This is a genomic window from Pseudomonas putida, assembly GCF_002741075.1.
In the GTDB taxonomy this organism is placed as follows: Bacteria; Pseudomonadota; Gammaproteobacteria; order Pseudomonadales; family Pseudomonadaceae; genus Aquipseudomonas; species Aquipseudomonas putida_T.
The window spans coordinates 4,205,874-4,227,832 of the sequence record NZ_CP016634.1; the positions used below are offsets into that span (position 1 = coordinate 4,205,874).

The window sequence follows — 21,959 nt, forward strand, 5'->3', positions numbered from 1 at the left end:
CCAATTCACACGGGAATGGGCTGCACAGCAGCGCCGAAGATGGTTGGCGACTAGCAGGACTTTAGCCCCAAATAGATGGATTCAGGCCAGCGCCTTTTCGATCGCCTGGACCACCGTCGGGTCATCCGGCGTGGTACGCGGCGCGAAACGCGCCAGGACGCGGCCATCCTTGCCGACCAGGAATTTCTCGAAGTTCCAGGTGATGTCCCCCGGGAACTCGGCCCCTTCACCCGCCAGCAGGCGATACAGCGAATGGCGCTGCGGCCCGTTGACGTCGAGCTTGGCCCCCAACGGGAAGCTCACGCCGTAGTTGAGGCTGCAGAATGCCTGGATTTCCTCTTCGCTGCCCGGCTCCTGCCCGGCGAACTGATTGCAAGGCAAACCGAGGACGTTGAAGCCTTTGTCCTTGTAGTCCTGGTACAGGTTCTCCAGGGCTTTGTATTGCGGTGTCAAACCACACTTGGAGGCGACATTGACCACCAACACCACCTGGCCCTTGAACGGTGCAAGGGGCAGATCCTCGCCGTTCAGCGCCTTCAACGTCAGGTCGTGAAATGCACTCATGATGACTCCCCTCTCAGGTTCCCGGTTGTCGCAGGGGGCGAAATGCGCCCACTAAAAAGGCGCGCGGTCAAACCGTCCACCTTCCCCAAGGAAGGCAAGTCGGCTTGCCCGAGCGCCTGGCGACTCTCTGAGCTTAGCGCAGAAAATCAGTGGTGATGGCCACCTTCACCGTGGATGTGGCGATGAGCGATTTCTTCGTCGCTGGCGTCACGAACATTGACCACTTTGACCTTGAAGTTCAGGCGCTGGCCAGCCAGCGGGTGGTTGCCGTCGACGGTGATGTCGTCGCCGTCGATGTCGCGGATGGTGACGATCTGCATCTGGCCGTCCGGCGCCGAAGCGTGGAACTGCATGCCCACTTCCAGCTGATCGACGCCTTCGAACAGGCTGCGGTTGAGCGTGCTGACCAGTTCGGCCAGGTACTCGCCGTAGGCGTCTTCAGGCTCGACGCTGACGTTCAGTTCGTCGCCGGCCTGCTTGCCTTCCAGGGCCTTTTCCAGGCCAGGGATGATGTTGGAGGCACCGTGCAGGTACACCAGCGGAGCACCGCCGGCGGAACTGTCGATGACCTCCCCGGCGTCGTTGGTCAGGGTATAGTCGATGGAGACAGCCTTGTTGGCGGCGATCAGCATGGGGCAAGACCTTTTGCAAAAGAATGTAGAGCGAACAAGTGTAACCAAGGCATCGTCCGATTGCGAACGCCCCTCGGGCAATGAGCACCCCGTCAGTCGGGTGACGGGGTTTCATCAGGACGAAGAGGGCCACTGGGTGGTCGAGCTTTCCTGCGGCCACACCCAGCACCTGCGCCACCAACCGCCCTGGCAGGCCAGGCCCTGGGTACTGGATGCCCAGGAGCGCGAACGGCGTATCGGCCAGGTATTTGCCTGCGGCTGGTGCGCCCAGGGCATCGATAGCGATACCCTTGGCCGTTGATCCCTTGCACCGCTTATTTCGAGAAGCACGCATGCAGACATTTTTCATCGCGCCGACCGACTTTGGTGTCGGCCTGACCTCCATCAGCCTCGGCCTGGTCCGTACCCTTGAGCGCGGCGGGCTGAAGGTTGGCTTCTTCAAGCCGATCGCCCAGCACCATCCTGGCGACACCGGCCCGGAGCGCTCCAGCGAACTGGTCGCTCGCACCCACGGCATCCGTCCGCCCACGCCCCTGAGCCTGGCCCAGGTCGAGCGCATGCTCGGCGACGGCCAGCTCGACGAATTGCTCGAGGAAATCATCCGCCTGTACCAGCAGGCCTGCGTTGGCAACGACGTGGTCGTCGTCGAGGGCATGGTGCCCACCCGCCATGCCAGCTATGCCGCGCGGGTCAACCTGCACCTGGCCAAGAGCCTGGATGCCGAGGTGATCCTGGTATCGGCGCCGGAAAACGAAGTGCTCAGCGAGCTGTCCGGCCGGGTCGAACTGCAGGCCCAGCTGTTCGGTGGCCCGCGCGATCCGAAGGTGCTCGGCGTGGTCCTGAACAAGGTCCGCACCGACGAGAGCATGGCCGATTTCGCCACGCGCCTGCGCGAGCACTCGCCTTTGCTGCGCGGCAACGACTTCCGCCTGCTCGGCTGCATCCCCTACCAGGCCGAACTCAACGCCCCACGCACCCGTGATGTGGCCGAGCTGCTCGGCGCGCAGGTGCTCAATGCCGGCGACTACGAACAGCGGCGCATGAACACCATCATCATCTGCGCCCGTACCGTGGCCAACACCGTGCCGCTGCTCAAGCCCGGCACCCTGGTGGTGACGCCAGGCGACCGCGACGACATCATCCTCGCAGTGAGCCTGGCGGCGATCAACGGCGTTCCGCTGGCGGGCCTGCTGCTGACCAGCGACAGCAAGCCGGACCCACGCATCCTCGAACTGTGCCGAGGCGCCCTGCAGGCCGGCCTGCCGATCCTCTCGGTGAGCACCGGCTCGTACGACACCGCCAACCGGCTCAACTCGCTCAACCGCGAGATCCCGGTCGATGACCGCGAACGCGCCGAGTTCATCACCGACTTCGTCGCCAGCCACCTGGACGCCGCCTGGCTGCACCAGCGTTGTGGCACGCCACGCGAGTTGCGCCTGTCGCCGGCGGTGTTCCGCTACCAGTTGATCCAGCGCGCCCAGCAGGCCAACAAGCGTATCGTCCTGCCCGAAGGCGCCGAGCCGCTGCTGGTACAGGCCGCCGCCATCTGCCAGGCACGTGGCATTGCCCGTTGCGTGCTGCTGGCCAAGCCCGAGGACGTGCAGGCCGTCGCCCGCGCCCAGGGCATCACGTTGCCGCCGGACCTCGAGGTGCTCGATCCGGAGCTGATCCGCGCACGCTATGTCGAGCCGATGGTCGAGCTGCGCAAGAGCCGGAACCTCAACGCCCCCATGGCCGAGCAGCAGCTGGAAGACCCCGTGGTGATCGGCACCATGATGCTGGCGCTCGACGAGGTCGACGGGCTGGTGTCAGGGCTGGTGCATTCGACCGCCAACACCATCCGCCCCGCCCTGCAACTGATCAAGACCGCGCCGGGCAGCAGCCTGGTGTCATCGGTGTTCTTCATGCTCTTCCCCGAGCAGGTGCTGGTATACGGCGATTGCGTGATGAACCCGCACCCCAGCGCCGCGGAGCTGGCCGAAATCGCCCGGCAGAGTGCCGAATCGGCCCAGGCCTTCGGCATTGCCCCACGCGTGGCGATGCTCAGCTACTCCAGCGATTCGGCAGCCAGCGATGAGGAAGTGGAAAAGGTGCGTGAGGCCACACGCCTGGCGCAGCAGGCCGAGCACGAACTGGTGATCGACGGCCCCTTGCAGTACGACGCGGCCGCCAACCCCGAAATCGCTCGCCAGTTGGCGCCGGCAAGCCCTGTGGCCGGGCGGGCGACGGTGTTCGTCTTCCCGGACCTGAACACCGGCAATACCACGCACAAGGCTGTGCAGCGCAGCGCCGACTGCGTCAGCCTCGGCCCGATGCTGCAGGGGCTGCGCAAACCGGTCAATGACCTGCCTCGCGGGGCGCAGGTGGACGACATTGTCCACACCATCGCCTTGACCGCGATCCAGGCCAGTACCGTGCGCTGAAATGAACAGGGGCCGCTAAGCGGCCCCTGTCATGTGGATCTGATACTTACGGGTACTGCTGAACCGTGCCCTGCTGGTCGTACTGCTGACCCGGAATCGGCTTGAGGTTGACCTCTACACGACGGTTCTGCGCACGACCATTGGCGTCGGCGTTGCTGGCGATCGGTTGGTCCGGGCCCATGCCGCGCACGCTGACGCGGGACGGGTCGACGCCCTGGGAAGTCAGGTAGCTGCTGACCGCCTGAGCACGGCGCTGGGACAGGTCCATGTTGTGCTGGCGGCTGCCGGTGCTGTCGGTGAAGCCGACCACTTCGATGGTGTTCTGGTTGAACTGCTTGAACGAGTTGGCCAGGTTGTTCAGCGGCGAGTAGAAGCTTGGGGAAATGTTCGCCGAATCGGTGGCGAAGGTGATGTTGCCCGGCATGATCAGCTTGATCTGGTCGCCCTGGCGCTGGACCTCGACACCGGTATTGGCCATCTTGGCGCGCAGCTCGGCTTCCTGCTTGTCGGCATAGTAGCCGTAGCCGGCAGCGGCGGCACCTACCGCGGCAGCGCCGATCAGCGCGCCCTTGCCACGGTTGTTGTGATCGATAGCAGCGCCGGCGATGGCACCTGCCAGCGCGCCCAGGCCACCATACTTGGCGGTTTTGCTCATCCCAGTGGAGCCCTGCTCCTGGCCCTGGCTGTCATAGGGGTTCTGGCCGGCACAGCCGGTCATCAGAGCAGCAGCGGTAGCGACGATAATCAGACGACGCATGGTGAACATGGACAAGCTCCTACAGAAATTCAAAAGTGCAAAGGTCATGGGATAGCCCTATGCCATCCTTCGACCGAAGCGAGGCGGAATAATTCCGTGAAATCTTACGCGCGCACGAATGGATTCTCGCGCATTTCGTCGCCAAGCCGGGTATCCGGCCCATGCCCGGTCACCACGACCGCCTCTTCGTCCAGGCGATAGAGCCGCTCTTTGATAGAACGAACGATAGCCCTCTGGTCCCCACCCCACAAATCGGTGCGGCCGATTCCCCGGCGGAACAATGTGTCGCCCGCGATCAACAGCTTGGCATCGGCGAACCAGAAGCTCATCGAGCCCGGCGTATGCCCCGGCGTGTGCAACGCCACGCCGCAGCCGCAGGCCAGCTCCTCGTCGTCACCCAACCAGCGGTCTGGCGGCGGCACCGGGGTGTAGGGCACACCGAACATCTGGCATTGCATCTGAAGGTTGTCCCACAGCGGCTGGTCGTCCTTGTGCAGGTGCAAGGTCGCGCCGGTCAGCGCCTTGAGCGTGCCCGAGGCGAGGAAGTGGTCGAAGTGGGCGTGGGTATGAATGATGCTCACCAACGTCAGGCCATGGGCCTGCAGGCGGGCGAGGATTTTCTCCGGGTCACCGCCCGGGTCGACGACGATCGCCTTCTTGCTGAGCGGATCGCCGATCAGGGTGCAGTTGCACTGCAGCGGGCCAACGGGGAAGGTTTCGCGGATGAGCGCAGTGGGTGCATTGTTCATGGCAGGGAAAATCACTGGATACCTATTGGTCGAAAAGGGTCTGCACACGCGCAAGGGCGTCTTCGATCACCACATCGGGCGCCGACTCGATCCGTTTGGCACCTCGGGCGTCGAGGTCCACGGTCCGCAATTGATTGCACAGGATCACGCCTTGGGTCTGTGTACCGGCGCCGCTCAACGTGACGGCAAAGCCTGCATGGCGGGCAAAGTCATCCCCTTGGGTGATGGGCACGATCACAGCCAGGCCTGACGCATTGTACGCCGCTGGCGTAAGCACCAGCGCTGGCCGCGCGCTGCCCTGTTGTTCACGAACCGAGGTGGGGTCGAGACAGACCCTAACGATATCGCCTCTGGCGAACGTGCCTCGCCTCATGCTTCACGCCCTACGGGCCGCATTGCGTTCCAGTCCGCCAGTTCCTTGGGCTCAGGCGCCTCAAGATCGCACTGGGCGATCAATTCTTCGAGGGTGTACTTGGGTTTGGCTCTCACAGGCTTGAGCACCAGCGACTCCCCTGCCGTATCGAGGCTCAGGGTCGAGCCAACCTTCAAGCGCATTTGCTTGAGTATCGCGGCAGGCAAACGAATGGCGGCGCTGTTGCCCCACTGCTGGATTTTGATTTCCATAAGTATCTCCAAAGGTAGATACATAGTAGAAACCCTCCGAATGAATGCAAGTATTTGTAGAAACATCGTATCTACACACTCATTCATCAGACCCACGGAAAAGCCCCAAACCGCGGGCCAGGACATCTCCTACCCCATCTTGGGAAACCCTGCGATGCTACCCGCAAACGAACATTCGATTCAGGGCAAATACAACCGGAACAACCCGCCCCCAAGCGCCCCGCCGTTGGCGATCTCGATCCGCCCGCGCACGCCATTGCGCTCATGAAGGGCGGCGATGCGGGCGGCGAAGTACAGGCCAAGGCCGGTGCTGCCAGTGCGCGAATCGATGCCTTGGAGGTAATCCTGCTGACGTTCGAGCATGCGCTGTGGATAACCCGGGCCGTCGTCGTTGACGCTGATCACCAGCTGTTCCCCGTCTTCCTCGATGCTGATCAACAGAGCGTGGCCGGCATGACGGATGGCATTGGTGAGGACGTTGCCCACCACCGAGGCGACCAGTTCGCGGTCGAAGAAGCCCAGCGGGTTTTCGGTCTCAAGACGCCAGGAGGCGAGGATGTCTCGATGCTCCAGCACCTCTTGCTGGGCGGCGAGCTGGGCTTCGATGAAGTCGTCCAGCTCGTGGTAGTCCGGGCAGATCGGCAACTGGTTGATGTCCAGTTTGTACAGGCCCAGCAGTTGCACCAGCATGCCGTTGAGGTGACGGAACTCATGCTCGATCACGCCTTGCTCGCTGCCACCGTGCAGCACTTCGGGCAGGCGCGCCAACCATTGGTCATGGGCCTGGATCAGGGCCGACAAAGAGTTCTTCATGTCGTGCACGGTAGAGGCGATCACCGTGGAGAAATCCAGCCCCTGCTCGTCTCGATTCATGCGCCGAACACCCGGATATGCAGTTTACGGTAGCGATCGTAGCGGCTGTCGCTGGCCGGAATGCCGGCGACGCTCTGCAGGCAGTTGCGACACTCCTGCATCAACGCTGGCGCCGGACTCTCACCACCGATGCGCAGCAGCGCCTGGGCGGTATTGAGCGCGATGCTGATGTTCTTGGGTTGCAGTGCCAGCGCGCGACGGAACATCTCCAGCGCCTCGTTGAGCTGGCCGCCCTGATAGCTGCGCACCCCCTGGCGGTTGAGATCCACCGCCTCGGTGACAGCGCCGAGCACGCCCGGGTCGTCGGTGAGCTTGGCCACGCTCTGCATGACCTTGGGGTCGTCACCATAGGTTTCCACGCAGCCCTTGAGGATGCTGGTGCCAGCCGAGGCCTGACCCAGTTGCTGCAACTGCTTGGCCACGGTCAGGGCCGCTTCGACGGAGAAGAACTGGTCCATCTTCTCCAGACGTTGCATGGCCTGCTCGGTGAGCTTGCTGGCCGTTTCCTCGTCACCGGCCTGTTGCAGACTGGCCGCCTTCATCAGGCGCGCGCGTACCTGCAGGCCCTGGTCCTCGACGTTTTCCTTGGCCACTTCGCTGAGCACCGTGTTGATCTCGACCCGGGTGCGAGCATCGAGGCCGTTGCCAGCGTTCTTGTTCATCAGCGCCTGGACCAGGCCCAGGTTGCTCTCAGGGCTCTTGTAGCGAGAGCTCTGGCCTTGGTTGACCGCATGGCGATAGGCCTTGGAAGCGCTTTCGAAATCCTCGTTGTCCAGCGCCAGCTTGCCCAGCGCCGCCTGCCGGCGTACCGCTAGCGGCGACAGGCGCACCGCCTCTTCCAGCATGTGCTGGGCACGCTTGGTCTCGCCCTGGGCCACCAGCACTTCGGCCATGCCGTCGTACAACCCCGGCATGATCGGGAAGGCTTTGAGCGCCTGCTCATAGACACCCTGGGCCTGGGCGTGCTGGCCGCGCTTGTGCAGCAGGCTGCCGAGGGCTGAGTAGACCCAGGGCTGGGGGCGGCTGGCGAGGATGCTGGTGAGGAATTTTTCCAGTTCCTCGAAGCGGTTCAGGTCGCGCAGTGCGTCCGCGCGGTAGCGCAGGCACAGCGGGGCGAAGCGCGGGTCCTTCTTGCACAGCTCGGCGCAGGCCGCCAACACTTCGGCGGGGCGTGCGCGGTCCAGGGCCTGAAGGATCGGCTTGAGCAAGGTCTTGCGCTGAACCAGTTTTTCCAAGCGCTGGGCCAGGCCCACGCGGTTGAACGGTTTGGTCAGATAGGCATCCGGCTCGTGCTCGAGGGCGCTCAGGACGATGGACTGGCTGCTCTCGGCAGTGACCATGATGAACACGCATTCATGGCTGATCAGCTTGTCGAGCAGCAGGTCTTCGAGCACCTGCTGGCCGTTCTTCTTGCCATCACCCAGGTGGAAGTCCTGGAGAACGAAGTCGTAGCGCTTCTGCGCACACATGCGCAAGGCCTGCTCGCCGCTGTCGGCGGTATCCACGTCGCGTACACCCAGCTCACGGAGCATGGAGCGGGTCGAGGTACGAAAGTCGGTGAAATCGTCGACGATCAGGAAGCTTTTTTGCCCGTACTGCAGCATCAACACGACCTTGTATTGGCAAGAGATGGAAAATGGTCCGTGGCGATGCGTACCGCCGAACAGGCTATCGGCAGCGAGTCAGGAAAGATGAGCCCGCAGTGGCTGGCCAAAATAATGGCCATGCGCCATTATCCGATCCGATCAACGATCAGGCAAGCAGCCCCAGGCTCTTGGCTTTGGCCACAGCCTGGGTGCGACGCTCCACCCCGAGCTTACTGTTGATGTGGCTGGCGTGGGTCTTGACGGTATGCAGGGAGATGAACAGCCGCTCACTGATCTGCTGGTTCGAGCACCCCTGGGCGATCAGTTCGAGTACCGCCAGCTCACGCCCACTGAGCGCCTCGACGTTTTCCGTGACTGTCGCAGGGCGCGGCAGGCGCGCGAGCAGTTCGGTCTGCACCTGGCACGCCGGGCGTGCCACCAGTTGCTCGCGCAGCCAGTGCGGCTGCTGCTCGAGCAGTCGCTGGAACGGCTGCAGCACGCCGCCTCGGGCGGCCTCCAGAGCCTGAGGCAGCAAGGCCGCCGCTTCCTGCTCCTGCCCCTCCACCAGCAGCAGTGCCATCCATTGGCACAAGGCGTTGACGACCAGCATCATGCCTCCACTGGCCTGGCCACGCGCCACCAGCGCGCGCAACCGCTCCACCGCCTCCTGGGGCCGCGCCAGCACGGGTTCGAGCAGTGACTGCTGCAATTCGATGTGCAACGCCAGCAACGGGTGGAACTCCGGCGCTGCCGCCGGTCGCTCGCCGCCGTAGGTCTGGCCCAGGCGCAACAGCCAGGACCCGGCCAGGTCGGTACGACCCTGGGCCAGCCACAGCTCGCATTTCACCAAGGTGATCATGGCCAGATAGAAGATCGGCGGGACATCCCAGATATGCATCAGCCGCTCGGCCTCGGCCAGTTCGGCGAAGGCTTCGGCGAACTGGCCCTCGCGACCGTCGAGCGAGGCGATCACGCAATGACCGATCAGCACACTGATATCGCGACAAGCCCGCGCTTCGCTGAGACCGGCACGCAGCCGTGCACGGCCCTGGGCCGGCTGCAGGCGCGAGACCAGCAGGTACCCCTCGTACAACGTCAGCCGCGCGCGCACGGCATACAGGCGTTGCGCCGATAGCCCCTGCAAACGCTGCAACCCCTGGCGCACTTCATCCAGGGCGCGCAGCACCTCGCCCCGGGCGTGCAGGACCCGCGCCCGGTCGTAATGGGCCAAGGCCTCGAACAAGGGATTGCCCACCCGCTGCGCCAACTCCAGGGCTTCACGGTTCCAGCCTCGGGCCCGCCAGAAATCACCGTCGGCGATCGCCAGATTGGAAAGCGTGGACAGGCACACCAGGCGCTGGCCATAGCGCTTGTAGGGCAGGCTGCGCAGCGCCTCGCCACAATAGGCCAGGGTGCGTTGACGATCTCCTCGCCCCCGGGCGATGACCCCGCTCAATGCCAGCCACTGGGCGAGCATGGACTTCTGCGCGGTGGCCGAAGGCGCTGGCAGAAAACGGCTCAGGTGAGCCGCAAGCTCTTCAGCAGCATCGAGCTGACAGGCCAGGCCCAAAGCCCAGCTGTACAGCACGATCAAGCGCGGAGTGCTGATCAACAGACTGTCGGGCAGGTCCATCTTCCAGCGCAGTAGCATGCCGACATTCTGTTCGGCCAGAAGCTGCTCTTCGGACAGGCTTTGCACCAGGTCGGCGGCCACATCCAGATGCCCCGCGCGCAGGGCTTGCTCCACGGCTTCATCGAGCAACCCCTGGGCCTGGAACCAGCGGCACGCCCGCAGGTGCAACGCGCCCAGAGGCTCGCTGGCCTGGCGGCTGCGCAACAGGTCGGAGAACAGATGGTGATAGCGGAACCAGTGGCCATGCTCGTCCAGCGGCACGAGGAACACCTGGTGGGCCTGCAGGTATTTCAAGATGCCGGCGCTGTCCTCGCGCTCGCGCAGGGCGTCGCACAGCTCGGCGCAGAAGCGCTCCTGGCTGGCGGTGTCGTAGAGAAACGCCTGCACAGGGGCCGGTAGGATCTCGATGACTTCCTCCAGCAAATAGTCGCGAATCAACCCTTCCCCGCCGTGCAAGGCCTGGGGCAAGGCATTGTCCTCGCCGGACTCGCTGGCCGCCAGTTGCCAGAAGCGCAGCCCTGCAACCCACCCGTCGCTACGCTGGATCAGGTTGTCCAGCGCCTGCCCGCGCAGACCCGTGGGTTGGCGACCGATCACCGCCAACGCTTCATCGGGTGTCAGGCGCAGGTCCTGCTCGTTGAGCTCGACCAATTGACGCGACAGGCGCAAGCGCGCCAGGTGCCAGTCCGGTCGCTGGCGGCTGGTGATCAGCAGCACCAGGCCGTTGGGCAGGTGGCTTAGGAAGAACTGCAGGCAACGGTCCAGCACCGGCCCTTGGGCCAGGTGGTAGTCGTCCAGCACCAACAGTAAGGGGGCATCCGGCTGCAGGTAGAGCGCGAGTTCGTCGAGCAGGCCGTCGAGCCACTGTTCGAAGGCGAACGGTTGGTGGCGCTGACGCATTTTCAGCAGCCCCATGGCCTGGCCACCCAGGGCCGGACAGCACTGCTGGAGGCCTTCGAGCAGGCGCTCGAGGAAGCGCCCAGGGTCTGCATCGCGCTGGCTCAGGCCAAGCCACAGGCTGCGCCAGTGAGCGGGTAAGGCCTGACAGAACTCGATCGCCAGGGAACTTTTGCCAAAACCTGCCGGGGCATTGACCAGCAATAGGCGCCCGCTGAGGCCGAACTGCAGACGCTGGCATAGCCGTGACCGGGGTACATGGCCATCAGGCAAGGGCGGCCGGAAGAAACGCCCGTCCGACAGGCCAAAGGCCTGACTGGCAAATCCATGCGTACGGGACAGGTCTGTCATGGCCGGCTCGGTCTGGGTGGAGGACTACGGCGGGTACGGATTGTTGCGAGACTAGCGGGTAACGCAGCGCATTTGAAGATGATGGCCGCGACTGACAAGAAAAAGACTACAACAAAAAGAAACAAGGCCGATGGCGGGAATGAGCAGGCATTGGATGCGTGAATGGCCAGGGGGGGCAAATCCCTTGGGGCTGCTTTGCAGCCCCAAGGACTTCAGGCGAAATCAAACCTCAACGGACGCCATCCTGGCGCAGCGCTGCCGGCTGGAAGTCGCTCTTGCTGGCACTGAAGCCGAAGTCGTAGGCGCGTTTTTCCTCGTTCTTCATGCCCAGCGCCAGGTAACGGCCCGATTGCAGGTCATAAATGGTCTCCAGGGTGTACCAGGGCACCTGCACGTTGTAGTAGTCCTGGGCATGAGCCTCAGAGACCCGCCACAGCTGGCCACGGCCGTCATACTGGTCGATCACCGCAGCCTGCCAGGTGTCCTCGTCGATGTAGAAATCACGCTTGGCATAGATGTGCCGCTGACCCGGCTTCAAGGTCGCGACCACATGCCAGACACGGCGCAGCTCGTAGCGCGCCAGGTCCTGGTTGATGTGGCCAGGCTTGAGGATGTCGGCGTACTTGAGGTTGGGCGAGTCGAGCTTGTAGCTGTTGGAAGCGATGTACAGCTCCTTCTTGCCTTCGAGCTTCCAGTCGTAGCGGTCCGGTGCACCGTTGTACATGTCCAGGTTGTCGGAGGTACGCAGCCCGTCCGCGGCGGTGCCCGGCCCGTCGTAGGACACCTGCGGGGCCTGGCGCACGCGGCGCTGGCCGGCGTTGTAGATCCACGCCTTGCGCGGTTCCTTGACCTGGTCGAGGGTCTCGTGAACCAACAGCACGGTGCCCGCCAGACGCGCCGGCGCGGTGACCTTCTGCTTGAAGTAGAACAGGATGTTGCCCGGGTTGTTCGGGTCGTAGTCCTTCATCCGGTCACGGAAGACGAACTGGTCCTGGAAATACACCAGGCTGTAGGAGCCGTTCTGCTGGGGCGTGGCCTGGGTGACCAGGCGGGTCACGCTGCCGCCGCGATAACGGGTGATGTGGTTCCAGATCACCTCAAGACCGCTCTTGGGGATCGGGAAAGGGATGGCAGTGCGGAAGTTGTTCAGGCCGTTGCCGCCTTCGACCAGCGTGGTCTTGGTGGCGTTTTCCTTGATGGCAGCGAACACTTCATCGGGCACGGTCGCGCCACGATGGGTCTTGTACACCGGGATCCGGTAACTGTCTGGGTAGCGTTTGAACATCGCCACCTGGCCCGGGGACAGCTTGTCCTTGTACTGATCGACGTTCTGCGCGGTGATGGTGTACAGCGGCTTGTCGCTGGCATAGGGGTCGGACAAAAAGCCCTTGGCGTCAGCGCTGCCCGCCGTCTTGGACAAAGGCTCCCAGGGGCCGATGGAACCATCGGCATTGCCGGCCTTCTCTGCGCCCATCGGGGTCAGGCTGGTGCCCAGCTTGGCAGCCTCATCGGCGGACACCGCGGCCATCACGCTGGTGGCCAGCAGGGACAGCCCCAGTACACCGGCTTTGAGCAGACTTCTGGTCTTGTTCATTGTTGTCGTCCTGGATCAGTGTTCTTAGAAGTTCACGCCGAAGCTCAGCGCCACGAAGTCGCGGTCGTCCACGGTGCTGTACTTGCCATCGAAGAAGTTGGTGTACGAAAGGCTCGCCGTGTAGGTGTTCTGGTACTCGGCGTCCAGGCCCAGGCTGACGGCTTTGCGACCTTCCTCGAAGTTGGCGCCAGGGCCTGGTGAGTAACCCGAGACGTCATGGGACCAGGCCACGTTCGGCCGCAGGTTCACCCCGGCGAAGACATCGTTGTAGTCCCAGATGGCGCGGGCGCGGTAACCCCAGGAGGTCGTGGTGGTAAAGCCATCGTTCTCGCAGTTGCGGCTGATGTTGGCGGTGGAGCTGTTCAGGCCAGAGCCGCCGATGGTGCTGCCGTTGAGCGCCTCGCAGGTACCGTTGGGCAGATTGCCTGGGCCAAAGACCGGGTCGCGACCGTACCGCGCTTTGCTCGAGCTCTCGAGCCCGCCTACGTGGGTGACGCCCACTTCACCCACCACGGTGAGGCGGCTGGCGCCCATGACCTGATCGAAGAAGTGGGTCAAGGTGGTCTGGAACTGGGTGATTTCCTTTCGGGTGTACCCGTGCAGGTCTTCGCCCGGCACGCCGGTGAGCACCGAGGCATCGGCGTAAGGACCGCCCAGCGGACGCACGGCCGAGAAGAGGATGTCGGTGGTGTTCAACTGCACCGGAGCGTTGGGGCGGTAGCTCAGCTCGCCACTCCAGGCAGTGCCGGTGGGCAGCGTGGTGGAGAAGCTGAGGCCATACAGACGGATATCCTCAGGGTATTCGACGAAGTATTTTGAGTTACCCGCGACGATGATCGGCGCCAACCGACCGAAGTTGCCCGCTGCGGCATAGACCGACGCAGGTGCGCCAGTCGCGCTGAAGATCGGCGCACGGCTGTGGTAGTTCATGAAATACGCGCCGAACTCGGTATCCAGCGGCTCGAACATGTAGCGCATGGCCACGCCGAACTGGCCACTGTCGCGTGCATCGCGGTCCGGTCCACGGGCGACCTTCACGCCCTCCTGGTTGATATCCACCCCTTGGCTGGCCAGAAGGCCCAGCACCGGAGCCGGCAGGGAGCGGCTGCTGTTGAGCACCCGCAGGTTGTCGGTGCAGCCGTCGGCGATGATGTCCGCCTGGGAGAAGAAGGTGCCGCAGTTGTCGACGACCGTCTGGTCCCATTCGATCTGGTAGAAGGCCTCGGCCGACAGGTTGTCGGTCAGGCTCTGGGAGATGTAGAACATGTTGACCGGGATCAGGCCTTCCTTGATCTCGGCGCCAGGGCGACGGAAGGCGGAGACGTCGATCGGGTTGATCGCGTTGATGCCGCCGCCGATGAAGGTGCTCTCCCCCCAGCTGACCACCTGCTTGCCCAGGCGCACCGAGCCTGGCTGATCGCCGATGGAGTAGTTGTGGTAGACGAAGGCGTCGAGCAGCTCGGCGCCCGACGACTTGGCGCCTTCCTTGCGATTGGAGTCGCTGATGTCCTTGAACTCGCGGTGCTCGTCCTTGAGTTCGAAGTCATACCAGTACTTGCCACGGACGAACACACCCGTGTCGCCGTACTTCAGCTCCAGGTCATGGATGCCCTTGAAGATCTTCGAGAAGGTCTCGCCCTTCTTGAAGTTCAGGTGGCCGTCATCGGAGGTCTGGGACAGGCCCTTGCCGCCATTGTTGACCCCGATCAGGTTCTGGTTCGGATTGGCCGTCGACCAGCTGGCGCCGACGGAGAGCGACGAATCGAACTGGCCTTCGATTTCCCCGATGTTGAAGCTGACACCGAATGCGGGGCTTGCGAGCGTGGAAGCGAGACTGACGGCCAGAGGCAACTTCGCCCGGCGCCAGAACAGGTTTGCGGATGTCATCGACGCTACTCCATGTACTTTATTGTTATGGCAGTGAGTCCTTTCAGAAACGGCCCGTGCGACCGGTCTGCAGGCTTTCGCCCGCGGCACTGCGACTTGCACGCAGTGACTTGCCCCATTCCTGAAAATCACCTGGGCCCGACTATAGCCAGCAGGTCCAGGTGCTTGATCCCTCTAAAGTGTGATTTGTGTATCCCAGGGCCGAAGGCGGCCTGCAGGGCGCGCGCAAGCATGGCGCAATTTCAGCGTTTTACAAGCATCAGCCGCTCTGGAATGCGGGTCGCGCACGAATGAGCGCGACCCGTGGGAGGGGTTACAAGGTCGACAGGAACGCGCTGTTGCTGGCCTGCCAATGGACGATGTCCTGGCGGATGCGCTTCTTGTCGAGCTTGCCGACGCTGGTCTTGGGAACTTCAGTAACAATCGCGATCTGGCTAGGGATCGCCCACTTGTTGATGTGCCCCTGCTCGACGAACGGCTTGAGGTGATCCTTGAGCGCACGGGCATCGATGGCCTGCCCTTCGCGGACCACCAGCAAGGCGAACGGCCGCTCGCCCCACTGCGGATCGGCGACACCGACCACCGCCACTTCGCGCACCGCCGGGTGGCGGCTGATCAGGTCTTCGAGGTCGAGCGAGGAGATCCACTCGCCACCGGTCTTGATCACATCCTTGATGCGGTCGCGGATGTCGATGTAGCCCATGCCGTCGAGGGTCGCGACATCACCCGTGTGCAGCCAGCCGCCCGCCCAAAGCTCCTCGCTCTTCTCGGCTTCCTTGAAGTAGCCCTGGGTCAGCCAGGGCGCGCGCAATACCAGTTCGCCCTGGGTCTCGCCATCGGCCGGCAGGAAGTTGCCATCGCCATCGACGATCGCGGCCTCCACCAACGGTACCGGCACACCGGCTTTGATGCGGTAGGAAATACGCTCGTCCTCGCTGCCGGCCTGCAACTCATCGTTGAGGTGGGCGCAGGAAATCAGCGGACAGGTCTCGGACATTCCGTACGCGGCGGTCAGCTGGATACCCCGGGCCAGCGCGGCCTGGTAGAGCGCCCGGTTGAGCGCGCTGCCGCCGATGATGATTTTCCAGCCGCCAAAATCCTCGCCTTGGGCAGAGGGGCAATTGAGCAGCATCTGCAGGATGGTCGGCACGCAGTGGGAGAAGGTGACCTTTTCTTCGCGCCACAGCTTCACCAGCATTTCCGGCTCGTAGCGTCCCGGATAGACCTGCTTCATGCCGAGCATGGTGGCCGCGTAGGGAATGCCCCAGGCATGCACGTGGAACATCGGGGTGATGGGCATGTAGACATCGTTGCTGCCCAGCAGGCGCACGCTGTCGATGCTGCCGGTGACCGACGCCTCGGCCAGGGTGTGCAGCACCAGCTGGCGGTGAGTGAAATACACTCCCTTGGGGTTGCCGGTGGTGCCAGTGGTGTAGAAGGTGGTGGCCACCGAGTTCTCGTCGAAATCGGGGAAGTCATAGCGCGGACTCGCCGCGGCGAGCAGTTGCTCGTACTCGCCAACCAGATTGGGCAGGTCGGCCTGCTTGTCCGGCCCATCGGTCAGCAGCAGGGTCTTGTCCACCGTGGTCAACTGGCCGGCGATAGCCTGGTAGAGGCCGACGAAGTCGCTGTTGACCAGCACCACGCGATCCTCGGCGTGGTTCATGGTGTAGAGAATCTGCTCCGGCGACAGGCGCACGTTGATCGTGTGCACCACCGCGCCGATCATTGGAATGGCGAACATGCACTCCAGGTAGCGGTGGCTGTCCCAGTCCATCACCGCCACGGTATCGCCGGCCTTGACCCCGGCCTCGGTCAGCACGTTGGCCAGGCGCGCGATGCGCTCGACCAGTTGCGGGTAGGTCAAGCGCAGTTGGTCACGATAAACGATCTCACGGGTCTTTTCGTAGCGGCTGCCAGACATCAGCAGACGTTTGATCAACAGCGGGAAGGTGTAGGCGCCCTCGGCGGGCTGGATGATACGCGTCTGCAACATAAGGATCCCTTTTCTGCAATGCTGGCCGGAGAAGTCTGATATCTACTCTAGAACTGTGACGCTCCGATCAAATCAGCCGAAGGAATGATTCGACGGGATAAAGGTATGAGTGACCTCGCACCCCACGCTTGACACTTTGCCAGCCCACCTTCAGCTTGATGGGCTGCGCTGTCGCGCAACGGCTGACCTGAACTGTCACCGCCCGAACCCCAGCCCGGAGCCCCTCATGCCCAGCCCGCGTCGCGCCGTCTTTCTCGATCACCAGTCCCTGGACCTAGGCGACCTCGATCTCTCGCCCCTGCAGCGCCCCTTCGACAGCCTGCAGTTGTTCGCCTCCACCCTGCCCGAACAGGTCGCCGAGCGCCTGCAAGGCGCCACGGCGGTGATCAGCAACAAAGTGATGGTCGACGCCGCGGCCATGGCGGCCAACCCACAGCTCAAGCTGATCCTGGTCGCCGCCACCGGCACCAACAATGTCGACCTGGCTGCCGCCCGCGCCCAGGGCATCACCGTGTGCAACTGCCAGGGCTATGGCACTGCGTCGGTCGCCCAGCACACCCTGGCCTTGCTGCTGGCCCTGGCCACGCGCCTGTGCGACTACCGCCAGGCGGTCGCCGAAGGCCGTTGGGCCAAGGCCAGCCAGTTCTGCCTGCTGGACTTCCCCATTGTCGAACTGGAAGGCAAGACCCTCGGCCTGCTCGGCCATGGCGAACTGGGTGGCGCGGTGGCGCGGCTGGCAGAGGCGTTCGGCATGCGCGTGCTCAGCGGGCAGATTCCAGGTCGCCCGGCCCGCGCCGAACGCCTGCCGCTAAATGAACTGCTGCCCCAAGTCGATGCGCTGACCCTGCACTGCCCGCTCAACGAGCACACCCGCCACATGATCGGCGCGCGCGAACTGGCGCAGCTCAGGCCCGGCGCCTTGGTGGTCAATACCGCCCGAGGTGGCCTGATCGATGAACAGGCCCTGGCCGACGCCCTGCGCAGCGGCCATCTCGGGGGCGCGGCCACTGACGTGCTGAGCGTCGAACCTCCGGTCGATGGCAACCCTCTGCTGGCCCCGGACATCCCGCGCCTGATCATCACCCCGCACAGCGCCTGGGGCGCAGTGGAGTCGCGCCAGCGCATCGTCGGCCAGTTGAGCGAGAACGCGCAGGCCTTCTTCGCCGGTCAGCCACGGCGAGTGGTCAGCTGAATCAGCAAGGGGCTCTGGTACACTGCGCGCTTTTTCAGGAGACGTCGTCCATGGACCCGCGCAGTGAAGTGTTGCTTCGCCAGGCCGAACTGTTCCAAGGCCCGCTGCTGCTCGCCGGGCTGCCCGCCGACGACTTGCTCGGCCAACTGCCGCAGGCCAGCGGCTGGTCCTGGCACGCCGGGGACCAGGCCCTGCTCGACAGCCGTTTCAGCGGCCGCAGCCACTATGGGGTGAACGTGCCCGAGGTGGCCTTCGCAGCCGCCGTGCTGTTCCTGCCCAAATCCCGGGAGCTTGCCGCCTATCTGCTCAATGCCCTGGCCTCGCGTCTTGCGGGCCGCGAGCTGTACCTGGTCGGCGAGAAGCGCGGCGGCATCGAGGGCGCGGCCAAGCAGTTGCAAGCCTTCGGCAAGCCTCGCAAGCTCGACAGCGCGCGTCACTGCCAGCTGTGGCAGGTGACGGTGGACAACGCACCACAGGCCAAAACCCTGGAGAGCCTGGCCGAACGTTTCGAGCTGCCCCTGGACGACGGCCCGCTGCAGGTCGTGAGCCTGCCCGGCGTGTTCAGCCATGGCCGCCTGGATCGCGGCACAGCCCTGCTGCTCCAGCACCTGGACGACCTGCCAGCCGGTCACGTGCTGGACTTCGGCTGCGGCGCCGGCGTACTGGGGGCGACCATCAAGCGTCGTTATCCACAGAGCCGAGTCACTCTGCTCGATGTGGATGCCTTCGCCGTGGCCAGCAGTCGCCTGACCTTGGCGGCCAATGGACTGGAGGGCGAGGTGATCAGTGGCGACGGCATCGATGCCGCGCCCACCGGCCTGAACGTGATCCTGAGCAACCCGCCGTTCCATACCGGCGTGCACACCAATTACCAGGCCTCGGAAAACCTGCTGAAAAAATCAGGCGATCATCTGCAAAAAGGTGGTGAGATGCGCTTGGTCGCCAACAGCTTCCTGCGTTACCAACCCCTGATCGAAGGCGCCCTGGGCAATTGCCAAGTTTGCGCCGAAGCGGACGGTTTTCGCATCTACCGGGCCACCCGCGGCTGAAACAGGGCTTGCCGAAACGCTTTCACCTAGGCAGAATCCGCACCGTCCTAGGGGAGTAGTCTCCCGCGAGCGCCCTGCTCGCCCGGCACGCGTCAACACACTTGGCCCACAGGCCATGGCGCGTGCGACCCACGATCTGCACCAGACAGATCCAGGGTTTGACAAGACCTATGACACGCACACCTTACCCGGGGCGGGGAGGTCGTACGTGTCATAGCCGTGTCGGCCCGCCCCCGTAGGAAACCTGATGCTGGAATCCCTGCTCGTCCCCACCGCAATCGTCGCCCTCGCTGAAATCGGCGACAAGACGCAATTGCTCGCGCTCATCCTCGCCGCACGTTTTCGCAAGCCTTGGCCAATCATCGCCGGCATCATCGCCGCCACCCTCGCCAACCACGCCGCCGCCGGTGCCGTTGGCGCCTGGGTCAGCAGCTTCTTCAGCGAAACGGTGCTGCACTGGATCCTTGCCGCGAGCTTCACGGCAACGGCCTTGTGGACGCTGGTTCCGGACAAGATGGACGATGACGAAAACAGCGCCGCACGTCGCTTCGGCCCATTCGTCACTACCTTGATCGCGTTCTTCCTGGCTGAAATCGGCGATAAGACCCAGGTTGCCACGGTCATGCTGGCGGCCCAGTACCCTCACCTGATCATGGTCATCATCGGAACCACCTTGGGCATGCTGATCGCCAACGTGCCGGTGGTGCTGGCGGGCAACTTCGCCGCCGAGAAGCTGCCGCTGACGCTGATTCGCCGCCTGGCAGCGGCTGCATTCTTCGTCCTGGCCATCGTCGCGGTGTACTCGGCGATGAAGACCAGCGGCTGGGTGGGCTAAAAGCTGCAAGAGAAGCGAGTCGCCTTCCTTGCAGCTTGAAACTTGCAGCTCGAAGCTTACTTCTTGGCCGCCTGATACAACGGCATCACCTTCGGAATTGCCGCCTGCAGCGAGGCAATACGGCTGCTCGAGGCCGGGTGGGTGCTCATGAACTCAGGCGGTGCACCTTCAGAGGCCTGGCTCATCTTGTTCCACAAGGTGATCGCGGCATTCGGGTCGTAGCCGGCACGAGCCGCCAGCTCCAGGCCGATCAGGTCGGCTTCGTTCTCGTTGGCGCGGCTGTTGGGCAGGGTCATGGCGTAATTCACCACGGTGTCCGCCAGGGCCATGCCGCCCTGACCCAGGCCGAACAAGGCACCGGCGCCCTGGCGCGCCATTTCCACGCCATAGGCCTTGGACATGGCCTCGCGGCCGTGCTCACGCAGTGCGTGGGCGATTTCATGGCCCAGTACGGCCGCGATCTCGGCGTCAGTGAGCTGCAGCTTGTCCATCAGACCGGTATAGAAAATGATCTTGCCACCCGGGCCGCAGTTGGCGTTGAGCTCGTCGCTGTCGATCAGGTTGACTTCCCAGTTCCACTGCGCGGCGTCCGGCCGGAACTTGGGCGCCTGGGCGATCAGGCGGCTGGCGATGCCCTGGATACGCTTGGCCTTGGCACTGTTCTTGTCCAGTTCGCCCTTGGAAGAGGCCTCGCTGAGCGTCTGTTGGTAGGACTGGGCATACATCTGATTGACCTGGTCGGTCGAGAGCATGCTGAACATGTACTGCTGGCGATCGACGCCCACCGCACCACCGCTGGTGGTATTCACTGCCTGGCAACCAGACAACAGGATACTGGCGCCGATCAGGCTGGCAACGAATGAACTACGCATGAAAGCACTCCGTTTTTACATGCCGCGTATCCTAGGCCGAGTCGTCTGGCCTCGCCAGAGCCGCAGGTAAGATTTCTCGCGCCCCCTCATGCTTTGGCAGGCCCCCGCCGATAACTCGGGAAACAACCATTCTCGTGCGCGGTGCCCCATGAAGTTCAAGTCGATCCAGTTTTCCGTGGCCGCCCTGGCGGGCGCCATCGTGTTGAGCATTGTCGCGGCCCTGGTGCTGTACGCCGTGTACTCCGGCGAACGCACCCAATCGCTGGTGCAGGAGCGCACCCGTCAACAGTTCGAAACCGTGATCGAGCAGCGCCTGGCTGCCCTCGCCCGCACCCAGGTCAGCGAGATCCAGCGTGGGCTGGAGGCGCCGCTGCTGATTTCCCGTAGCCTGGCCACCAGCAATGCCATGATCGGCATGCAGGGCGCCGATGGCCAGCCGTTGATGCGCATCGATCGCCAATCCCTGGTCAACCAGCTCAAGCGCACCGTCGAGGTCAACCCGACCGTGCTCGGCGCCTACCTCGGTTGGGAGCCCAACGCCCTGGACCATGACGATGCCCGCTATGTCGGCAGCAACATGGTTGGCGTCGATGGTGCTACGGGGCGCTTCCTGCCGTGGTGGTTCCGCAATGGCGATGGCAGCCTCGGCCAGGACAAGCTGATCGATGTGAACGACCACACGGTACTGGCCACGGGCGTGCGCGCCAGTGAGTACTACCTGTGCCCGAAAGAGTCGAAGAAGGCCTGCGTGATCGACCCTGCGCCCTACAAGGTAGGCGACAAGACCGTCATGCTCGCCTCTTTCGTCGCACCGATCATGATCGATGGCCAGTTCCAAGGCATGGCCGGTGCCGACCTGTCGGTGGACTTCATCCAGGACCTGCTCAACAACGCCGACCGCCAGCTGTACAACGGCGCCGGCGAACTGGCCCTGGTCTCGAGCAACGGCCGCCTGGTGGCCTATACCCGTGACTCGTCGAAGTTCGGTGAAAAAGCCAGCGACGTGCTGGATGCCGAGGAGTCGGGCACGCTTACGTCCCTGACGGGCGAGGACCTGCACTACGAGCTCGACGAATCCAAAGACCGCATCGAACTCTACCTACCCTTCCGCGTCGCCAACACCGACGCCCGCTGGACCCTGCTGCTCGAACTGCCGCTGAGCACGGTGATGGCCGACGTCAATCAACTGCAGAAAGACCTGGCCGCGCAGCGGCGCACCGACATCACCGGCATGACCCTGATGGGCCTGGGCATCGCCGCCGTCGGCTTGCTGGTGATCTGGCTGCTGGCCCATGGCATCGCCCGCCCGCTGCGTCAGATGGTGGCCATGCTCGACGACATCGCCCAGGGCGAAGGCGACCTCACCCGCCGCCTGCACAGCGACCGTGCCGACGAACTGGGCGCGATCGCCAAAGGCTTCAACACCTTCCTGGCCAAGTTGCAGG

Annotated in this window: 18 protein-coding genes, 2 pseudogenes and 1 riboswitch; of the genes and pseudogenes, 7 read left to right on the forward strand and 13 right to left on the reverse strand. The window is 63.8% G+C overall.

All coding sequences use genetic code 11. The annotated features are described in order from the left end of the window. Nucleotides 1-81: 81 nt before the first annotated feature. Together IEC33019_RS19665 and IEC33019_RS19670 are read right to left on the reverse strand one after the other, a co-directional pair. Complete coding sequence (locus tag IEC33019_RS19665; RefSeq protein ID WP_070093633.1) at nt 82-564, reverse strand: glutathione peroxidase; 483 nt, start codon at nt 562-564, stop codon at nt 82-84. 146 nt (nt 565-710) lie between these two features. After that, nucleotides 711-1,196 carry an FKBP-type peptidyl-prolyl cis-trans isomerase gene (locus tag IEC33019_RS19670; protein ID WP_070093632.1) on the reverse strand — a complete coding sequence of 162 codons (486 nt, stop codon included), beginning with the start codon at nt 1,194-1,196 and terminating at the stop codon, nt 711-713. On the opposite strand from IEC33019_RS19670, the gene IEC33019_RS19675 reads away from it, so the two are divergent. Both IEC33019_RS19675 and pta read left to right on the forward strand, forming a co-directional pair. Next, complete coding sequence (locus tag IEC33019_RS19675) at nt 1,195-1,497, forward strand: DUF3565 domain-containing protein (RefSeq protein WP_070093631.1); 303 nt, start codon at nt 1,195-1,197, stop codon at nt 1,495-1,497. The genes IEC33019_RS19670 and IEC33019_RS19675 overlap by 2 nt on opposite strands. Before the next feature lie 31 nt (nt 1,498-1,528). After that, the gene (gene pta / locus IEC33019_RS19680) at nt 1,529-3,619 is read left to right on the forward strand and encodes a phosphate acetyltransferase (protein ID WP_070093630.1); all 2,091 of its coding nucleotides are present in this window, start codon (nt 1,529-1,531) and stop codon (nt 3,617-3,619) included. 46 nt (nt 3,620-3,665) lie between these two features. Here the strand turns inward: pta and IEC33019_RS19685 are convergent, their stop codons facing one another. From IEC33019_RS19685 to IEC33019_RS19735, 10 genes are all read right to left on the reverse strand, one after another. Continuing rightward, the gene (locus IEC33019_RS19685) at nt 3,666-4,385 is read right to left on the reverse strand and encodes an OmpA family protein (RefSeq protein WP_070093629.1); all 720 of its coding nucleotides are present in this window, start codon (nt 4,383-4,385) and stop codon (nt 3,666-3,668) included. 95 nt (nt 4,386-4,480) lie between these two features. Then, the gene (locus IEC33019_RS19690) at nt 4,481-5,125 is read right to left on the reverse strand and encodes an MBL fold metallo-hydrolase (RefSeq protein WP_070093628.1); all 645 of its coding nucleotides are present in this window, start codon (nt 5,123-5,125) and stop codon (nt 4,481-4,483) included. Nucleotides 5,126-5,147: 22 nt separating this feature from the next. Next, nucleotides 5,148-5,498 (reverse strand): type II toxin-antitoxin system ChpB family toxin, encoded by a 351-nt coding sequence (locus IEC33019_RS19695; protein ID WP_070093627.1) that lies wholly within the window; start codon nt 5,496-5,498, stop codon nt 5,148-5,150. Further along, nucleotides 5,495-5,773, reverse strand: coding sequence for an AbrB/MazE/SpoVT family DNA-binding domain-containing protein (locus IEC33019_RS19700; protein WP_081337493.1), 279 nt, complete (start codon nt 5,771-5,773; stop codon nt 5,495-5,497). Before IEC33019_RS19700 ends, IEC33019_RS19695 begins: the two co-directional genes overlap by 4 nt. A 156-nt stretch (nt 5,774-5,929) precedes the next feature. After that, a complete protein-coding gene (locus IEC33019_RS19705) occupies nt 5,930-6,622 on the reverse strand; it encodes a sensor histidine kinase (RefSeq protein WP_099593860.1) in 693 nt (230 codons plus the stop codon). Next, nucleotides 6,619-8,226, reverse strand: coding sequence for a tetratricopeptide repeat-containing response regulator (locus IEC33019_RS19710; RefSeq protein WP_070093625.1), 1,608 nt, complete (start codon nt 8,224-8,226; stop codon nt 6,619-6,621). Before IEC33019_RS19710 ends, IEC33019_RS19705 begins: the two co-directional genes overlap by 4 nt. Nucleotides 8,227-8,374: 148 nt before the next feature. Beyond that, nucleotides 8,375-11,089 (reverse strand): LuxR C-terminal-related transcriptional regulator, encoded by a 2,715-nt coding sequence (locus IEC33019_RS19715; protein ID WP_070093624.1) that lies wholly within the window; start codon nt 11,087-11,089, stop codon nt 8,375-8,377. Nucleotides 11,090-11,318: 229 nt separating this feature from the next. Then, nucleotides 11,319-12,683 (reverse strand): DUF1329 domain-containing protein, encoded by a 1,365-nt coding sequence (locus IEC33019_RS19720; RefSeq protein WP_070093623.1) that lies wholly within the window; start codon nt 12,681-12,683, stop codon nt 11,319-11,321. Nucleotides 12,684-12,707: 24 nt separating this feature from the next. Next, nucleotides 12,708-14,570, reverse strand: a complete 1,863-nt coding sequence (locus IEC33019_RS19725) for a DUF1302 domain-containing protein (RefSeq protein WP_070093622.1) — start codon at nt 14,568-14,570, stop codon at nt 12,708-12,710. A gap of 313 nt (nt 14,571-14,883) precedes the next feature. Next, nucleotides 14,884-16,566, reverse strand: a complete 1,683-nt coding sequence (locus IEC33019_RS19735; protein WP_070093621.1) for a fatty acid--CoA ligase — start codon at nt 16,564-16,566, stop codon at nt 14,884-14,886. 226 nt (nt 16,567-16,792) lie between these two features. Between IEC33019_RS19735 and IEC33019_RS19740 the strand changes: the two genes are divergently transcribed. The 3 genes from IEC33019_RS19740 (at nt 16,793) to IEC33019_RS19750 (ending at nt 19,642) form a co-directional block, all read left to right on the forward strand. Then, complete coding sequence (locus IEC33019_RS19740) at nt 16,793-17,758, forward strand: 2-hydroxyacid dehydrogenase (protein ID WP_070093620.1); 966 nt, start codon at nt 16,793-16,795, stop codon at nt 17,756-17,758. A 50-nt stretch (nt 17,759-17,808) separates the two neighbouring features. After that, nucleotides 17,809-18,807: a class I SAM-dependent methyltransferase gene (locus tag IEC33019_RS19745; RefSeq protein WP_070093619.1), complete on the forward strand. Its 999-nt coding sequence runs from the start codon at nt 17,809-17,811 to the stop codon at nt 18,805-18,807. A gap of 38 nt (nt 18,808-18,845) precedes the next feature. Next, nucleotides 18,846-18,967, forward strand: a riboswitch (yybP-ykoY riboswitch). 90 nt (nt 18,968-19,057) lie between these two features. Beyond that, nucleotides 19,058-19,642 (forward strand): TMEM165/GDT1 family protein, encoded by a 585-nt coding sequence (locus IEC33019_RS19750; protein ID WP_170831795.1) that lies wholly within the window; start codon nt 19,058-19,060, stop codon nt 19,640-19,642. A 56-nt stretch (nt 19,643-19,698) separates the two neighbouring features. Here IEC33019_RS19750 and IEC33019_RS19755 read toward each other — a convergent pair whose 3' ends face one another. Next, nucleotides 19,699-20,514 (reverse strand): M48 family metallopeptidase, encoded by an 816-nt coding sequence (locus IEC33019_RS19755; RefSeq protein WP_070093617.1) that lies wholly within the window; start codon nt 20,512-20,514, stop codon nt 19,699-19,701. A 148-nt stretch (nt 20,515-20,662) separates the two neighbouring features. Between IEC33019_RS19755 and IEC33019_RS28275 the strand changes: the two are divergent. Together IEC33019_RS28275 and IEC33019_RS28280 are read left to right on the forward strand one after the other, a co-directional pair. Then, nucleotides 20,663-21,515: pseudogene (locus IEC33019_RS28275) on the forward strand (cache domain-containing protein); the annotation flags it as partial. 239 nt (nt 21,516-21,754) lie between these two features. Then, nucleotides 21,755-21,949 (forward strand): annotated as a pseudogene (locus IEC33019_RS28280) (HAMP domain-containing protein); the annotation flags it as partial. Between the last annotated feature and the right edge of the window lie 10 nt (nt 21,950-21,959).

Excerpts from the sequence above, each read along its gene's own strand:
- IEC33019_RS19665 (WP_070093633.1), bottom strand. The coding sequence starts at position 564 with ATGAGTGCATTTCACGACCTGACGTTGAAGGCGCTGAACGGCGAGGAT.
- IEC33019_RS19675 (WP_070093631.1), top strand. The coding sequence starts at position 1,195 with ATGGGGCAAGACCTTTTGCAAAAGAATGTAGAGCGAACAAGTGTAACC.
- IEC33019_RS19670 (WP_070093632.1), bottom strand. The coding sequence starts at position 1,196 with ATGCTGATCGCCGCCAACAAGGCTGTCTCCATCGACTATACCCTGACC.
- pta (WP_070093630.1), top strand. The coding sequence starts at position 1,529 with ATGCAGACATTTTTCATCGCGCCGACCGACTTTGGTGTCGGCCTGACC.
- IEC33019_RS19685 (WP_070093629.1), bottom strand. The coding sequence starts at position 4,385 with ATGTTCACCATGCGTCGTCTGATTATCGTCGCTACCGCTGCTGCTCTG.
- IEC33019_RS19690 (WP_070093628.1), bottom strand. The coding sequence starts at position 5,125 with ATGAACAATGCACCCACTGCGCTCATCCGCGAAACCTTCCCCGTTGGC.
- IEC33019_RS19695 (WP_070093627.1), bottom strand. The coding sequence starts at position 5,498 with ATGAGGCGAGGCACGTTCGCCAGAGGCGATATCGTTAGGGTCTGTCTC.
- IEC33019_RS19700 (WP_081337493.1), bottom strand. The coding sequence starts at position 5,773 with ATGTATCTACCTTTGGAGATACTTATGGAAATCAAAATCCAGCAGTGG.
- IEC33019_RS19705 (WP_099593860.1), bottom strand. The coding sequence starts at position 6,622 with ATGAATCGAGACGAGCAGGGGCTGGATTTCTCCACGGTGATCGCCTCT.
- IEC33019_RS19710 (WP_070093625.1), bottom strand. The coding sequence starts at position 8,226 with ATGCTGCAGTACGGGCAAAAAAGCTTCCTGATCGTCGACGATTTCACC.
- IEC33019_RS19715 (WP_070093624.1), bottom strand. The coding sequence starts at position 11,089 with ATGACAGACCTGTCCCGTACGCATGGATTTGCCAGTCAGGCCTTTGGC.
- IEC33019_RS19720 (WP_070093623.1), bottom strand. The coding sequence starts at position 12,683 with ATGAACAAGACCAGAAGTCTGCTCAAAGCCGGTGTACTGGGGCTGTCC.
- IEC33019_RS19725 (WP_070093622.1), bottom strand. The coding sequence starts at position 14,570 with ATGACATCCGCAAACCTGTTCTGGCGCCGGGCGAAGTTGCCTCTGGCC.
- IEC33019_RS19735 (WP_070093621.1), bottom strand. The coding sequence starts at position 16,566 with ATGTTGCAGACGCGTATCATCCAGCCCGCCGAGGGCGCCTACACCTTC.
- IEC33019_RS19740 (WP_070093620.1), top strand. The coding sequence starts at position 16,793 with ATGCCCAGCCCGCGTCGCGCCGTCTTTCTCGATCACCAGTCCCTGGAC.
- IEC33019_RS19745 (WP_070093619.1), top strand. The coding sequence starts at position 17,809 with ATGGACCCGCGCAGTGAAGTGTTGCTTCGCCAGGCCGAACTGTTCCAA.
- IEC33019_RS19755 (WP_070093617.1), bottom strand. The coding sequence starts at position 20,514 with ATGCGTAGTTCATTCGTTGCCAGCCTGATCGGCGCCAGTATCCTGTTG.